This is a genomic window from Undibacterium sp. GW821-FHT11B02, assembly GCF_058808955.1.
On sequence record NZ_JBXASD010000002.1, the window covers coordinates 452,410 to 468,100 of the forward strand.

Annotated in this window: 13 protein-coding genes; 8 read left to right on the forward strand and 5 right to left on the reverse strand. The window is 48.8% G+C overall.

From position 1 onward, the window contains the following. The first annotated feature begins 6 nt into the window (after nt 1–6). The 4 genes from AC1RVX_RS05235 (at nt 7) to AC1RVX_RS05250 (ending at nt 3,313) form a co-directional block, all read left to right on the forward strand. Complete coding sequence (locus AC1RVX_RS05235) at nt 7–471, forward strand: SMI1/KNR4 family protein (RefSeq protein WP_493215514.1); 465 nt, start codon at nt 7–9, stop codon at nt 469–471. A 211-nt stretch (nt 472–682) separates the two neighbouring features. After that, entirely contained in the window at nt 683–1,447 is a 765-nt protein-coding gene (locus tag AC1RVX_RS05240) for a FliH/SctL family protein (RefSeq protein ID WP_493215515.1), read from the forward strand. A 413-nt stretch (nt 1,448–1,860) separates the two neighbouring features. After that, nucleotides 1,861–2,184 carry a ferredoxin FdxA gene (gene fdxA / locus AC1RVX_RS05245; RefSeq protein ID WP_422987633.1) on the forward strand — a complete coding sequence of 108 codons (324 nt, stop codon included), beginning with the start codon at nt 1,861–1,863 and terminating at the stop codon, nt 2,182–2,184. A gap of 58 nt (nt 2,185–2,242) precedes the next feature. Beyond that, on the forward strand, nt 2,243–3,313 hold the full coding sequence (locus AC1RVX_RS05250; protein ID WP_493215516.1) for an NAD(P)/FAD-dependent oxidoreductase: 1,071 nt from the start codon (nt 2,243–2,245) through the stop codon (nt 3,311–3,313). Between the two features lie 138 nt (nt 3,314–3,451). On the opposite strand, the gene AC1RVX_RS05255 is transcribed toward AC1RVX_RS05250, so the two are convergent. Then, nucleotides 3,452–4,576 carry a response regulator gene (locus AC1RVX_RS05255; RefSeq protein ID WP_493215517.1) on the reverse strand — a complete coding sequence of 375 codons (1,125 nt, stop codon included), beginning with the start codon at nt 4,574–4,576 and terminating at the stop codon, nt 3,452–3,454. 76 nt (nt 4,577–4,652) lie between these two features. Next, a complete protein-coding gene (locus AC1RVX_RS05260; protein ID WP_493215518.1) occupies nt 4,653–8,945 on the reverse strand; it encodes a response regulator in 4,293 nt (1,430 codons plus the stop codon). Between the two features lie 543 nt (nt 8,946–9,488). Between AC1RVX_RS05260 and AC1RVX_RS05265 the strand changes: the two genes are divergently transcribed. The 3 genes from AC1RVX_RS05265 (at nt 9,489) to nth (ending at nt 12,179) form a co-directional block, all read left to right on the forward strand. Beyond that, on the forward strand, nt 9,489–10,724 hold the full coding sequence (locus AC1RVX_RS05265) for a polyhydroxyalkanoate depolymerase (RefSeq protein WP_493215519.1): 1,236 nt from the start codon (nt 9,489–9,491) through the stop codon (nt 10,722–10,724). Nucleotides 10,725–10,848: 124 nt separating this feature from the next. Next, on the forward strand, nt 10,849–11,535 hold the full coding sequence (gene rsxB, locus AC1RVX_RS05270) for an electron transport complex subunit RsxB (RefSeq protein ID WP_493215520.1): 687 nt from the start codon (nt 10,849–10,851) through the stop codon (nt 11,533–11,535). After that, nucleotides 11,532–12,179 carry an endonuclease III gene (gene nth / locus AC1RVX_RS05275; protein WP_493215521.1) on the forward strand — a complete coding sequence of 216 codons (648 nt, stop codon included), beginning with the start codon at nt 11,532–11,534 and terminating at the stop codon, nt 12,177–12,179. Before rsxB ends, nth begins: the two co-directional genes overlap by 4 nt. Before the next feature lie 78 nt (nt 12,180–12,257). Here nth and AC1RVX_RS05280 read toward each other — a convergent pair whose 3' ends face one another. Then, on the reverse strand, nt 12,258–12,839 hold the full coding sequence (locus tag AC1RVX_RS05280) for a malonic semialdehyde reductase (RefSeq protein WP_493215522.1): 582 nt from the start codon (nt 12,837–12,839) through the stop codon (nt 12,258–12,260). Between the two features lie 111 nt (nt 12,840–12,950). Between AC1RVX_RS05280 and AC1RVX_RS05285 the strand changes: the two genes are divergently transcribed. Beyond that, entirely contained in the window at nt 12,951–13,379 is a 429-nt protein-coding gene (locus tag AC1RVX_RS05285) for a DUF1841 family protein (protein WP_493215523.1), read from the forward strand. A gap of 101 nt (nt 13,380–13,480) precedes the next feature. On the opposite strand, the gene bamC is transcribed toward AC1RVX_RS05285, so the two are convergent. Continuing rightward, the gene (bamC, locus tag AC1RVX_RS05290) at nt 13,481–14,656 is read right to left on the reverse strand and encodes an NlpB/DapX family lipoprotein (protein WP_493215524.1); all 1,176 of its coding nucleotides are present in this window, start codon (nt 14,654–14,656) and stop codon (nt 13,481–13,483) included. Nucleotides 14,657–14,733: 77 nt separating this feature from the next. Continuing rightward, entirely contained in the window at nt 14,734–15,618 is an 885-nt protein-coding gene (gene dapA / locus AC1RVX_RS05295; RefSeq protein ID WP_493215525.1) for a 4-hydroxy-tetrahydrodipicolinate synthase, read from the reverse strand. Nucleotides 15,619–15,691: the final 73 nt, after the last annotated feature.

The following is a 15,691-nucleotide window of genomic DNA, read 5'->3' on the forward strand; positions in this document are numbered from 1 at the left end:
TTGAAGATGACCTGCAAAGTAAAAAATGCTCTGAACGCTATCGTTGAGCAAGGGAAAATCAAGCAAGAAAATTTGATTGGCTGTAGTTTTCAAGAAATCGAAACAGTTGAAAAACATTTTGGCTGTCAGATGCCTCAAGCCTATCAAGATTTTTTAAGTCTCGCAGGTAAAGGGGCTGGGAAGCTTTTTCGTGGGACTGATATTTTTTACCCTCGCATCTTGCAACTTCAAGATGAAGCTGAGAAATTACTGATTGAGCTGGGGTTACCGCACCTTTTGCCAACTGGTGCAAAGGTGTTCTGTATGCATCAAGGGTATGAGTTAAATTATTTTCTCCCCACATCTGAAGACCCACCTGTTTTTCAATTTTTTGAAGGGCAAGATGTAGCAACGATGTCATGGGAATCATTGTCAGAGTTTGTCATGAGCGGCATAAAGACCCATTTGAAGCTCTGGGCTGATTTGAATTAGTTGCAAGTGCACTGAGCCAAAATTATTTGTTCTCTCAATTGAATAGCGAGGACATTGCATCTTAAGCAATCTTTTCAACATGTATCGATAGAATTACGTTTTCAGCTCTCAAAAGCGAAGCACCCCGGCAATTCTCGTCATTTAATTCTGCATTTCTCACAAAGTTGATGAAGGACGGGTATCATTCAGCATCAAACTTTGCAAATACATCATGGCATCAATAATTCGCTCCCCTACTCTCTCTGAGCACAAACGAAAACTCGTATCGCGTGCTTCCAAAGAGAAAATTGCTCAACCCAGTGCTGCTCCTTCAGCGGAGCCGGTTGGTGTTGTCGCCAATGTACCAAGCCAGACTGAAGCAGCATCAGTTGCGGCTGCAGCTGATGCAAGCAAAAATGTTAATGAGCTTATTGAGCAAGCACGCAGTTCTGTGTTGGCACAAATTAAAGATGAGGCAGAGGCTGCACGTGAATTAGGGCGTCAGCGCGGTTTGCGTGAAGGACGCCAAGCGGGAATGGAAGAAGCGAAAGCTGAATTCGTGACTGAATTTGCACGGATCAAGTCAATAACGGAAAATTTACAAAATGCGATAGAAACCGGGGTCAAGGGTGTTGAAGACTTGGCTATTGCTATTGTCTTTGAGTCTGTTTGCAAGATTTTGGGAAGTAGCGCTGTGTCTCTGGATGGCGTGCAAGGAATAGTGCGCGAAGTTGCAAAAAGGGTCAGTGTGAAAGAAAAACTCATTGTCAGGATCAACCCTTTGGATTTCAATCTTCTTCAAAGTGGCGGCGCATTGGATACGACACTTCCGTCACAAACAAACGATGCAGTTACGTGGATGCCTGATAGCAATATCGCCTTGGGAGGCATTATTCTTGAGACCAACGTTGGCGATTTTGATGCTCGCCTTGAAACACAGGTCGAGAATTTACGCACTACATTGTTAAACGTTCGAAGCTCTCTTGTTTCACAATGACTTCCTGGGATTTGCTGGTAACCCATGCAATATTAACTTAATTGCAATACAGGGACAAAAAACAGGGTGCTGATGAATGCACCCTTTCTGTATGCTCATTTACTCAAAAACTCGCTTTTTAGCTCAATGTACAAATACCGGCAGCGTCTGAATATTTGCATTTGCAGAAGAAACATGATGCACATCAAGTCAAATTCTTGCTCTATCTGTCAGCATGGCGCATCTGCCTACGCGACTTGACCGGTACTCACTTGAGAAACCGCCGCAACGGGCCTGCATTTGCTTATGCGCAAACTATATAAGCCTGATTTGTGGGAACTGCTGAATTGCCTTAAAATACAAGGCTTTGCAGCTATAAGCCCGTTTTTTGCGCTTTTGCTGTGCCGAACCCCGAATTTTTAGATTGGACTGTTATGACCCACGTTGTGACCGAATCCTGCATCCGCTGCCGTTATACCGATTGCGTGGATGTCTGCCCGGTGGACTGTTTCCGTGCTGGCCCGAATTTCCTGGTCATTGACCCGGACGAATGCATTGATTGCGCCGTTTGTGTCGCAGAATGCCCTGCCAATGCCATTTTTGCAGAAGAAGACGTGCCTGCCGATCAACAGCAGTTTATCAAGATCAATGCTGATCTGACACGTAACTGGCCTTCGATTACCAAGACAGTCACGCCTTTGCCAGATGCGGATGACTGGAAAGATGTCAAAGATAAATTGCAATATCTGCAAAAGTAATACAGAGCAGTAGCTAACCAGCTCAAACAAACCGCAATATCAGGAATCATCCCGTCGTATGGAAAATAAACAAACAAACGCGGCCAGCGCCGCCATTGAAGCAGATGCCGTCATCGTCGGCGCAGGCCCGGTTGGCCTGTTCCAGGTGTTCGAATTAGGTCTACTTGAAATTAAAGCCCATGTCATTGACTCTCTGCCTGTCGTCGGTGGCCAATGTGTGGAGCTGTACCCTGACAAACCTATTTACGATATCCCAGCAGTACCCGTCTGCACAGGTCAGGAACTGACGGACAATCTGTTGAAACAAATCGAACCTTTCGAGCCGACTTTCCACCTGGGCCAGGAAGTGACGCTGGTTGAGCGCCGTGAAGATGGCCGCTTTGATCTGGAAACATCGACTGGTACACGTTTCATCACTAAAACCATTTTCATTGCTGCAGGCGTTGGTTCTTTCCAGCCACGTACTTTGAAAGTCGAAGGCATAGAAGCGTTTGAAAACAAACAGGTTTTTTATCGCGTCAAAGACCCTACCCAGTTCCATGGCAAAAATCTGGTGATCTGTGGTGGTGGTGACTCTGCGCTGGACTGGGCATTGAATCTTGTCGGCAAGGCTGAATCCGTTGTGTTGCTGCATCGTCGTGAAGATTTCCGCGCTGCGCCCGCTTCGGTCGCCAAGATGAAAGAATTGTGCGATAACTATGAAATGCAATTGACCATAGGTCAGGTTACAGGCATAGAAACCAAAGATGATGTCCTGTCTGAAATCAAGGTTACTGGTGCGGATGGCGTCACCCGCCGTATGCCACTGGACACTTTGCTGGTCTTCTTTGGCTTGTCGCCAAAACTTGGCCCAATCGCTGAATGGGGTCTGGACATAGAACGCAAGCAATTGAAGGTCGTCAATACTGAAAAATTTGAGACCAATGTGCCTGGCATTTTTGCTGTTGGTGACATCAACACCTACCCTGGCAAGAAAAAACTCATTTTGTCCGGCTTCCATGAAGCTGCACTGGCTGCGTTTGGTGCTGCACCATATATTTTCCCTGACAAGAAAATCCATATGCAGTACACCACTACGTCGCCAAAGTTGCACAAGATCCTGGGTGTGGAAACACCGGTTTTCGATTAAGCTGGCAAGCTGTTAAACAAAAAGCGCAAAGAAATTCTTTGCGCTTTTTTGTTTTTGAAGGTGGCGAACTGACCACAACTACCTACCATCAAACAGTTACACACGCATGCGGCCATGTAGCCACATGTTCACATGACCTCAATTAACCGGCACATAAGATTCAGATTCCCTGAACTTATGGGCAATCTGATTGAATTCATCGGTAATCTGCAGGAAGGCGTCCAGGATGTCTGGATCAAAATGACTGCCATGTCCCTTGCGCATGATGCTGATGGCTTCCTCGTGGCTAAATGCGGGCTTGTAGACACGTTTGGAGATCAGGGCATCATACACGTCAGCTACGGCCATCAGGCGTGCAGAAAGCGGTATGGCGTCGCCTGCCAGGTTCTCAGGATAACCTGAGCCATCCCATTTTTCCTGATGGGAATAGGTGATCTCTCTGGCAAAGCGCAAAAATTCATTACTTTCACCCAGATACATTTCTACCGATATGATGGTTTCGCGACCATAGGTGGTATGCAACTTCATTATTTCAAATTCTTCGGACGTGAGTTTGTCCGGTTTCAGCAAGATATTGTCGGGTATACCAACCTTGCCGATATCATGCAGGGGTGCAGATTTATATAATAAATCTATGTTTTCATCGGTCAATTCAGTATGAAAACGTGGATGATTCTGCAATTTGCGCGCCAGCGCGGCGACATAGTTTTGTGTGCGCCGGATATGGTTGCCTGTTTCATTGTCACGCGTTTCAGCCAGCGATGCCATGGCCATGATGATGGCGTCTTGCATCTTGCCCAGCTTGCGGGTACGGTCTTGCACCAGGCTTTCCAGATGCTTGTTCTGGTCTTGCAGCAAATGGCGTGCACGCACCAGATTAAGCTGGGTAGCTACACGCGCCAACACGATAGGTGGGCTGATAGGCTTGCTGATGTAATCCACTGCCCCCAGTCTCAGGCCCATTTCTTCATCCTGCACCTGGCTCTTGGCCGTCAGAAAGATGATGGGAATATCGGCGGTGGTCGGCTCAGCCTTCAGGCGGCGGCAGGTTTCATAACCATCCATTTCGGGCATCATGACATCCAGCAATATCAGGTCCGGCCCTGGCAGGCTGGACGCGATTTGCAAGGCCTTCAGACCATTGGTGGCAATTTTTATTTTGTACTGATCTTTCAACAAACCCGACAGCAGGGAAATATTGTCTGGCGTATCGTCGACAATCAACACTACCTGCTTCGCATTATGGTCGAACATTTCATTCATGTTTTACCTCGCCCCGATTACTAGATTACCAGTACTGTTTTCTTTGAAGCCGGTGACTACGGATTGACTCATCAAATCAAAGTATTGCGTAACCGAGATTCTTTGCGCTGTTACTCAATAAGCTCAGGGCTACATCATAATCAAACTGTCTGACGGCCCGCATAATTTGCTTGTGCACATCCACACCAAATGCATTGGCGATCATCTCTCCTGACTCTAACAGTAAGTCCACCGCCTCGCCATCGTAATCTCGCAACAAATTGCAACATTTATCCAACAGTTGTTGCATGACATCATGGTCAACCGGTGTCAGTTCTGGTGTTTTTACTTCAGCTTTGTTGAGTGATTTTTCCTGCGCCAGGACCTGATCAATCGCTGAAACAGTCGCATGCAACCTGGCTTCACACTCATCCAGCACCGTACCTAACACGGACCAATCCACTTTTTCATGCAGCATCAGCTCCAATTCAGCGGCCAAAGGCTGTATCTGCTTGGCGCCGATCAGGCCGGCAACACCCTTCAGGGTATGTGCCAGGCGCTCTGCCAGTAAATGATCGCCGTTGGTATAGGCTATACGCATTTGTTCAGGTACGCTTCTTTGGTCATCACAAAAACGTGACAACAATTCCAGGTAAAAAGCCCGGTTACCCAAAGTACGGCTCAAGCCTTCTCCGGTATCTACACCTTCGATAAGCAAGGTATTGCCAGCATCCTGTACCGGCAGCTGCACGGTGTCAAAATTATCCCCGGAAACATGTCCCTGACACCAGTGAGAAATGGCGTGATACAGTTCTTTGGGATTGATGGGTTTAGCCAGATGGGCATTCATGCCGGAGGCGAAACAGAGTTCCCGTTCTTCCACCATGGCATGTGCCGTCATGGCGACGATGGGCAACACGTCGAAACGTTTGTCAGCACGTATCAGTTTAGTGGCTTCGTGCCCATCCATTTCGGGCATCTGTACATCCATGAACACGACACCGTAATATTCAGGCCCAGCTTCACGCAAGGTATTGACGGCTATCTTGCCATTGTTGGCGACGTCGACTGCAATACCTGCGGCCTCCATCAATTCCATGGCAATTTGCTGATTGATTTCGTTGTCTTCCACCAGTAACACACGTAAATCGGTATATTTGGGTATCAGCACACCGTGGGCACTGGAGACAGCATAGCCGGTGCTGGAGAACAATTCAATCATGCAATCGACCAGAGTCGATGCGTTGACTGGTTTAGTCAGGAAACCATCCGGTATTGCAATATCGTCGCGGTAACTGACTTCCTCCCTGCCATGCGCACTGACCAATACCATCAAAGGTGTCGGTTGCAGCGAGCCGTCGCGCTTCAGGTAGGTAATCAATTCCAGACCATCCATTTCCGGCATGCGCAGGTCGGTAAATATGATGCCATAGGGGCGTGTCAGATTACATTGCCGCACCGCATGTAAGGCGGCTGCACCACTGGTGACCACATCAATATCTACCGGCAGTTCTGTCAGTATTTCTTGCAATATCTCCGCTGCGGCCAGATTGTCGTCCACGATCAGAATACGCATTCCATTAATGGCTGCCGGAATGACCTGGCGTTGAACTATAGGTTGGGCAATGCCGAACCAGCCAGTAAAGTGTACGCAAGTACCGACACCGGCTTCGCTCGTGAGGGCAATTTCACCTCCCATCAATTCGACCATACCCTTGGAAATGGACAGCCCCAGACCGGTTCCACCAAACTTGCGGGTCGTCGATTCATCCGCCTGGCTGAATGGCCTGAACAATTTGCCTGACTGTTCTTCGTTCATGCCTATGCCGGTGTCACGTACTTCGAATCTGAGTTTTACTTTGCCGTTCAACATTTCCAGCAACTGGCATGTGACGTAGATTTCCCCCTGCTCGGTGAACTTGATGGCGTTATTGATGAGATTGATCAGGACCTGTCCCAGACGCAAGGGATCGCCATTTAAATATCGCGGAATATCCGGAGGTGCGCGGAACAAAAATTCCAGCCCTTTTTCATCCGCCTTGTCGGTGGTCACGGCAGAGATATTGTTGAGTACTTCATCCAGATCAAAATCAATATGCTCTATGCTTAACTTGCCAGCTTCGATTTTTGAGAAATCCAGAATGTCATTAATGATGCCCAACAAGGAAATCCCGGCTTTATGAATTTTATCAACATAGTCTTTTTGTTTGGCATTCAGTTCTGTCCGCAATGCCAAATGGGCCATGCCGATAATGGCATTCATTGGAGTACGTATTTCATGGCTCATATTGGCCAGGAACATGGATTTGGCTTCCGTCGTTTCTTCCGCATGGCGACGTGCCATTTCTGCATCTTTCAGTTCATTTTGCATTTGCAGCGTCTGCAGGCGTATTTGCTCCGCCATGCTTTCCTTGAGCTGGGATTCCAGCAGCTTGCGCTGCGTGATATCGGACACAAACGACAGCGTGGCTGGCCGCCCCTCCCAATCGATCAGGACGGCAGAAAGCTCAGCCCAGATGATTGATTTGGTGGTGTGATTCTGTATGCGAAAATGGTAATACTGCTCAACATTCTCGCCACGCAAACGACGGGTATGGTGATCAATCACCATCGGTCTGTCATCGGGATAAATCGCCGAGATAAAAGATAGTTGCGCCAGCTCTTCCGCGTTGTAGCCTGTCAGGCTTTGCACGCGGGGGTTGGCAAATACGATGCGACCATCCTGCACCACCAGGATACCTTCGGTCACATTGTTAATGAGTTGACGATAATGCTGTTCGGACTTGCTGAGGTCTTCTTCCAACTGGCGACGGGCTGAAATATCCATGACCACCCAGACCGTACCGTGGGCAAGGTTATCCTTATCCACTGCGCGACCTGAAAAATGCACCCAAAATACGTTGCCATCACTGCGCCGCATTTTCAATTCAGCCTCATAGGCTTCACCACGCAGCACCGATTGATTGACGGCGGCGCCAGATTCCAGATAGGCTTCGCGTGACTCGTAAAAAGGTTCCAGCGACGCGCCCAGCACTTTGTACCGTTCAACGCCGAAGATTTGACAGAGCGGCGTATTCACCCATTGAACCCGGCCCTGATTATTCAGAAACACCATGCCAACGATGGAATTTTCCAATACGGTTTCGCGTTCAGCCAGCATGCGCTTGAGTTCATCTTCAAGCTGTCGCCTCTCCACCATGGCTCTTTCAGCCATGCGTCTGGCCAGTTCAGCTTCTTTCAGTTCATTTCTGATGTGCAGGGTCTGCACATGCACGCGGGTAGCCAGTCCCTGAGCCTTGGCAAACAGATCAAGATAGCGTTTTTGCTCGTTGTAGGCTTCCTTCCAGTCTTCCATTTCAGTGAAGATCTCTGACAACTCCTTGATGGCGCGCAGCGGCATGTAGATGTAACCATTGCCCCCAACTTCGTCAACAGCATGTCGCAGATCGCGGATCGCTTCGGGATAACGCTTGTGGCATCTGTGCAAGTGACCGCTGACCCACCAGCTATAGGGTTTCAGATGTTTGTCTTCAAAACTGCTGAGCAAAGCCATGGCTGTTTCGCTGAGCTTGTCCGCCTCGTCAAGCTGACCACGCATCGCCAGCGTGTAGGCAGCAACTGACAAGCAAAAAGTACGGCTGGCAACGTCAGAATTATGGCCGGTCTGGATATCACCGATGTAGCTGGCTATGGTCTGGTAGGCTTCTTCATATTTATCCAGCGACACTTTGCACAAGGCCAGCATGGTGGACACAAAAGGAGCCAGCCAGCGCTCAGAGGAATGTACAGCAATATCCCTGGCTTCCTGCAGCAAGACTTCAGCATCTTCAGCGTTGCCACTGACATAGAAAATCTCACCCAGATTGGCAGTTACCTGCGCCACCCGGTTTGGTATTTGCAGACTGCGCGCATCATTCAACGCAGTATAAAAATGACGAATAGCTTCTTCGGTATAACCCAGCTCCTGGGAAAGAATACCCAGCATGTTGTACACCACAATCGAAACACGGCTGGTACGCATGCGCAAGGCAGGTATGATACGCGCATGGCACAAGGCATAGGCTTCCTGCACATTGCCACGTCGGCGCCAGACGGCAATGGTGCCAAATAAGGCAAATGCCATGCCTTCATGTTCATCTACCGATTCAAACAAGGTGGCACCACGCTCGAAGACTGGCGCTGCCAGCTCCAGGCGGCCATCAAAATAATCGGCAAAGGCATCAATCAAATCAGCCGCAATCAATGATGCGGGGCTGCTTTTTATGTTTTCCTGACGACGCATCTCGGCAGCGATCTTACGACCCTCAGCAGGGACATCACGCATCAGGTCCAGTGCGTCCAGACAGCGCTCGCGCCAGTGAATTTCTGTTTGAGAACTATCTTTACTCATTCTGCTCAGCTCTTCAGAAAGAAATGATGCCATCTAAAAATGGAGGAGACCGGACATGTTGCCAGCCCCGGTGTCTTGTCAGTTACCTACCCAGCATACGAATAGAGGACGATATGACATTGTATTTGTATACCTGCAAGACAAACTCATTTATCTGCATCTTTATCTCTACATGTGTCTCTTCATTGGCATCCGCCTATTTGTAGCTGCAATCCGTACCCGTTATCACAAAAATTTCGTCCCACATGACACTGCAAGTAGCAATATTGGCCTGCAATCCGGTGGAACTTATTGATGCTTTTTGAAAAAATAACTTAAATTTCAACTTTTCCACAAGAAATAATTGTATATAGATCAATAATTTAACATTAATTCACAACATCAAGTTATGCAACTCTTTTGGTCAGCCCAAAATTTTTAAAACTGGTTTATGATGCATTGCAACAGTTTGACTTAAGTGTTTTTTCTTAGTCATCAGCATTGCAGCAACAACGCACTCTGTGGCAAGAAATTATCGATGGCACCCTATTCGAAAGATTCACTATGCTTTATCAACTTCATGAACTCAATCGTGCATTTCTGAACCCGCTGACGCAGTGGGCAGAAGCATCATCCAAACTGTTTACCAATCCTGTGTCACCACTGGCACACACACCTTATTCGCAGCGAATTGCGGCGGGTTATGAGCTGCTGTTCCGCCTGGGTAAAGATTACGAAAAACCGGAATTTGGCATTACCTCTACCACCATTGATGGTCAGGTCGTCGAAATTGCACAAACTACCGCTGTCATCAAACCTTTCTGCAAGTTACTGCACTTCAAGAAAGTGCTGGGCGACAAGGAAGCCGTCAAGCTTAACCATCCTAAAGTGCTGCTGGTAGCGCCGCTGTCAGGTCATCATTCGACATTGTTGCGCGACACTGTACGTGGTCTGCTGCCCAAGCATGATGTATATATCACTGACTGGACGGATGCACGCATGGTGCCCTTGTCTGCCGGCGCTTTTCATCTGCATGACTATATTTATTATGTGCAGGATTTCATCCACTTCCTGGGTGCTGGCACTCATGTTATTTCTGTCTGCCAACCTACGGTCCCGGTACTGGCTGCCATTTCTTTGATGGCAACGGCAAAAGACCCTCTGTTGCCAAAGACCATGACCTTGATGGGTGGCCCGATTGACCCACGTAAATCACCTACCCAGGTCAACAATCTTGCGACGGAGAAAAAATTCTCCTGGTTTGAAAATACCGTGATTTACAGTGTGCCTGCTAACTACCCTGGCTATGGTCGCAAGGTTTATCCTGGCTTCCTGCAGCACACCGGATTTGTCGCCATGAACCCGGATCGCCACGCGCAAAGCCACTGGGACTTTTATCAACACCTGATACAGGGTGATGATGATTCCGCAGAGCAGCATCGCAAATTCTACGATGAATACAATGCGGTCCTGGACATGCCGTCTGAATACTATCTGGATACCATCAAGACGGTCTTCCAGGAATTCCGCCTGCCTACCGGCACTTGGGAAGTGGAAGGCAAACTGGTCAGACCACAAGATATCAAGACAGTAGCCCTGTTCACTGTTGAAGGCGAACTCGATGATATTTCAGGCCCTGGCCAGACACAGGCTGCGCATGACTTGTGCAGCAGTATTCCGGCCAATATGAAGCAGGATTATGTTGCCCCTGGTTGCGGCCACTATGGCATTTTCTCTGGCCGTCGCTGGCGCGATATCATCTGCCCGAAAATTGGCGAATTCATCAAGGATCATTCCTGATATTGTCTGGCAGTATCAATCTAAACCAATAAAAGCCGCTGCCTGCAAAGCCAGTGGCTTTTTTGTTTGTCGACACACTGCTTTCAGCGGATAATCACGTCTCCTCATCGTTTTTTGATATCCCGTGCTACTTTCACTTGCCGACCAGATAGAAAACGCATTGCCGCAAACCCAGTGCACCAAATGCGGCTACCCTGCTTGCCGTCCGTATGCCGAGGCCATTGCCGACGGCACGGCCAATTACAATCAATGTCCGCCAGGTGGGCAAGAAGGCATACAGCGTATCGCGCATATTTTGGGTAAGCCATTGATACAACTGGACAGCAGCCATGGCCACGAGCGCGAACGCCCGGTCGCAGTGATAGAAGAAGCCTACTGCATAGGCTGCACATTGTGCATACAAGCCTGCCCGGTAGACGCCATTATTGGTGCCCCCAAGCAAATGCACACCATCATCCCCGAGTTATGTACTGGCTGCGACCTGTGCGTAGCCCCCTGCCCGGTCGATTGCATCAGCATGCTGCCTGTCACCCCTGGAAAAACTGGCTGGGATGCCTGGAGTGAAGAGAAAGCCACTCAAGCCCGGCAGCAATTCCATACCCGGCAACAGCGCTTATTGAGGGAAAAACAGGAAAACGACGCACGACTGGCAGCCAAGGCTGCCGCCAAACTGGTCGCCCTGGAAGCAGAACCCGCTCTCAGCGCAGAAGAAATCGCCAGCAAGGAACGGAAAAAAGCGATCATCGCTGCCGCCATAGAAAGAGCGCGCCTGAAAAAATTGCAAACCGATTCCGAGGATAATAAAGAATGAATGCGGCTAAACGTCACGCGATTTTCACCCGTCTGCAACAACAAAACCCGCATCCGACCACCGAACTGGAATACACAACGCCGTTTGAATTGCTGATTGCCGTACTGCTGTCTGCACAGGCAACCGATGTCTCGGTCAACAAAGCCACCCGGTTGCTTTATCCAGTCGCCAATACGCCTGCCAAGATTCATGCCCTGGGGGTGGATGGCCTGATCCCATACATACAAACGATAGGCCTGTTTCGCACCAAGGCCAAAAACGTGATTGAGACGTGCCGTATACTGATGGCCGAGCATGATGGCGAAGTCCCACGTCAACGCGAAGCACTGGAAGCACTGCCAGGCGTAGGCCGGAAAACCGCTAATGTGGTGATGAATACCGCTTTTGGTGAACCCACCATCGCCGTCGATACGCATATCTTTCGCGTATCGAATCGCACCGGCATTGCACCTGGCAAAAATGTCGATATCGTCGAAGAAAAATTACTGAAATTTGTTCCGGCAGAATTCAAACAGGATGCCCATCACTGGCTGATTTTGCATGGTCGTTATACTTGCATCGCCAGAAAACCCAAGTGCTGGAATTGCATGATTGCCGATCTGTGCGACTTCAAGCAAAAAACACCTGTACCTGACATCGTTTGAGCCGCTCGCGATGAAATACGGATGAAGAGTCCTTTACAGAACTCTTCAGCAAATAGCGTGCTTACCCAAATAAAATGATCAGACTATCTTGCAAGCCTCATCAAAAGCCAGGCGAGGTGAACGCGGGAATAATTGTTGTGCATCGCCATAGCCCAGACTGCAAATGAAGTTAGCCTTGACGCTGGTGCCGGCAAAAAAACTGGCATTCAGTTTGTCTGCATCAAAACCTGACATAGGGCCGCAATCCAGGCCCACTGCACGCGCCGCCAGCATCAGGTAAGCTCCCTGTAGCGATGAATTGCGGAAAGCCGTCGCATCGATCATAGGCTGATTACCGACGAACCATGAGCGCGCATCTGCATGTGGAAACAGCTGTGGCAATTTTTCATAAAATTCCATGTCCATGCCTATGATGGCAGTCACGGGGGCTGCTCTGGTTTTTTCCAGATTGCCAGGAGATACACAAGCCAGCAGCTTCTCTTTTTCTGCTGCCGATTTCACAAAAATGATACGGGCAGGAGAACAGTTGGCCGAAGTGGCACCCCACTTCATCAAATCATAAATATCTTGCAACTGTGCGTCCGTAACGGGCTTGTTCAGCCAGGCATTATGGGTACGGGCATTGGTGAACAACTGATTCAGGGATTCTTTGCCAAGCATGGGATTTCCTTTCAAATAATGTGTGGATCATAACCGAAGTCAATGAAAGCTACAGGGCAGTAAAATAAAATACCTTTTACAATAGCGGCATTTACTATTTTGGACTTGTTCATGTTCACCCCCAGCCAGCACGATGTGCGCCGTTTTTTTTGTGAAACCTTTCGTAAAAGCCGTGAAAGCCTGGTGCTGACGCCGCTGGAAATCATTGCCGCCGACTGGATCAGCCAACACCCTGAATATGCAGAAGCCCTGAGCGATGTAGAAGCAGCTCTGGAAACCAATTACAGCGTTGACCAAGGGCAGACCAATCCCTTTCTGCACCTGTCCATGCACCTGTCGATTGCCGAGCAAATCTCAGTAGATCAGCCGCCTGGTGTCAGGCAAGCATTTCAGATACTGGCCAGAAGAAATAATTCAGAACACGAAGCCCATCATGAAATCATGGAATGCCTGGGTGAAATGATATGGAACTCACAAAGAAGCGGTCTGCCACCTGATGGACAAGCGTATATCGATGCCCTGAAAAAGCGCTGCAGTTAAACGCCCTTCAAGTCGACAAGTAGGCAAGCTCCGGCAAAAACCGGAAGCCAATAAAAAAAGCGAAGCATCAGCTTCGCTTTTTTTATGTCTGTACAGCAGAATTACTTCAACTGGTCATTCAGCAATTGCAGGATTTTCTCTGCAACAGCAGAAGAATCCACTTTACCGTCATTGCCATGTACCGACACATGACTGACTTCGCCATTCGGTGCATTTTTCACAAGAATACGGTATTTCTGTGCATTCTTGGCAGCATCACTGGAAGAACCAAACGAGAACAATTTGGAGAAGAAGCCTTCGCTGGCACCCTTGGTTTTGGCGTCAATGTCCTGATCAATGTAACGGACAAAGTACAGACCTTGCGAACGGTCCCTGTCTTCCACTGTAAAGCCAATGCGATCCAGTGCCAGGCCAACCCTGCGCCATGAGCGGTCAAAAGCCTCATCCACTTCCACATAGGAGGAACCATCTGCCTTCAGCAATTTGGAATGGGCAACGGCAGGCGCACCTGGCGCTGTAGCCGCTACTGCGACCTTGGCTTTTTCACCATCTGAACCCAGACGCACCATCAGACGCGACAAGAATTCAGCTTCCAGACCAGGATCAACTGGACGCGGCGTCCATACCGTACTGTCTTTTTGTGCACCAATCAATACCTCTTGTGCACCGCGATGGCTGATATAGATTTCTACTTCACCATTCGCACCACGCTCAATACGGGTGCGGAATTTATCACGCTCGCCAGTCGAATACAGGGAATCCAATACCTTGCCCAGGGTGTTACGGATAATATCCTGAGGGATTTTTGCGCGGTTTTCAGCCCAGTCGGTTTCCATCACACCGGCTTCTTGATTTTCAATATTGATGAGAAAGCCCAACTCTTGCCAGAAGTCCTTCAACTGTGGCCACAGGGCTTCAGGCGTATCCTTGACCACCAGCCAACGGGTCGTGCCATCACGCTCTATACGCATGTTTTGTACTTGCTTGACTGCAACTCCACCATTACCTGAATTGATGACCGCCTTATTGCCTTTTTCCAGATTGTAGGCAGACGCTGTTGCACTACTCTTGTTGGCTTCAGGGATAGAGAAACGGCTATCACGACGAATCTGGGTCAAATCCGGTGGCACCTCCAGGGATGCAGTCGTTGCCTTACTGGCACTTCTGTAATCAATGCGATTCGGTTCAAGCATGTTACTGATTGAACTACAGCCAGTTAAACCTATCAGCGCTACAGCGCCGATGATGCCGTTTTTAGCAACAAAGCTTTTTGCCATGTGAAAATCCCTACGAATTATTATCAATTAAAACTGCATGAAGCAAACTGACAGGATTCCTGCCTGTTCAGGGGAGATCATTGTAATACACCTGACTCGCGCAAAGCAGCACGAACGGTTTCATGATATTGCGCAGCCATGGGAACCAGCGGCAAGCGTATCCCCGTAGGGATCAATCCCATTTCAATCATCGCCCACTTCACTGGCAGAGGATTAGGTTCTACAAACAATTTATTATGCAGGGGCAACATGCGATTATTGATCGCAATCGCTTCTTTGATATTGCCACCCATGGCAGCTACACACAGTTCATGCATGGCGCGTGGTGCCACATTGGCAGTCACCGAAATATTCCCCTTGCCACCACACAGCATCAATGCCATGGCAGTTGCGTCATCACCCGAGAAAACGGCAAAAGACTCTGGTGCCAGACGGAGCAAGTCAGTACCCCTGGCGATATTGCCTGTTGCATCCTTGACACCGATGATGCCAGGAACCTGCGCCAGACGCAGTATGGTTTCATTTGACATGTCGGCAACCGTTCTGCCAGGCACGTTGTACAAAATGACAGGAATATCTACCGATTCAGCAATTTTCTTGAAATGCTGATACATGCCTTCCTGGGTAGGACGATTGTAATAAGGCACAACCTGCAAGGATGCGTCAGCACCGGCTTCCTTGGCAAATTTGGTCAGGGTAATGGCTTCTTCAGTTGAATTACCGCCAGAACCGGCGATGATAGGAATGCGCTTGTTCGCATGCTCAACCGTCACGCGTATCAATTCGCAATGTTCCGCTACAGAAACTGTAGGTGATTCGCCGGTTGTCCCGACAATGACAATACCATCTGTACCTTCAGCGATATGCCAGTCTATCAATTTGCGCAAACAAGGCAAATCGAGACTGCCATCTGCCTGCATGGGGGTTACGATCGCAACCAGACTTCCCTGAATCTTTGTCATGTTAATGCAAGAAAAAAGTAAAACCCTGATTGTAGCGGATACGCTGATAATCTGGGCGCAAATAGCTGGAATA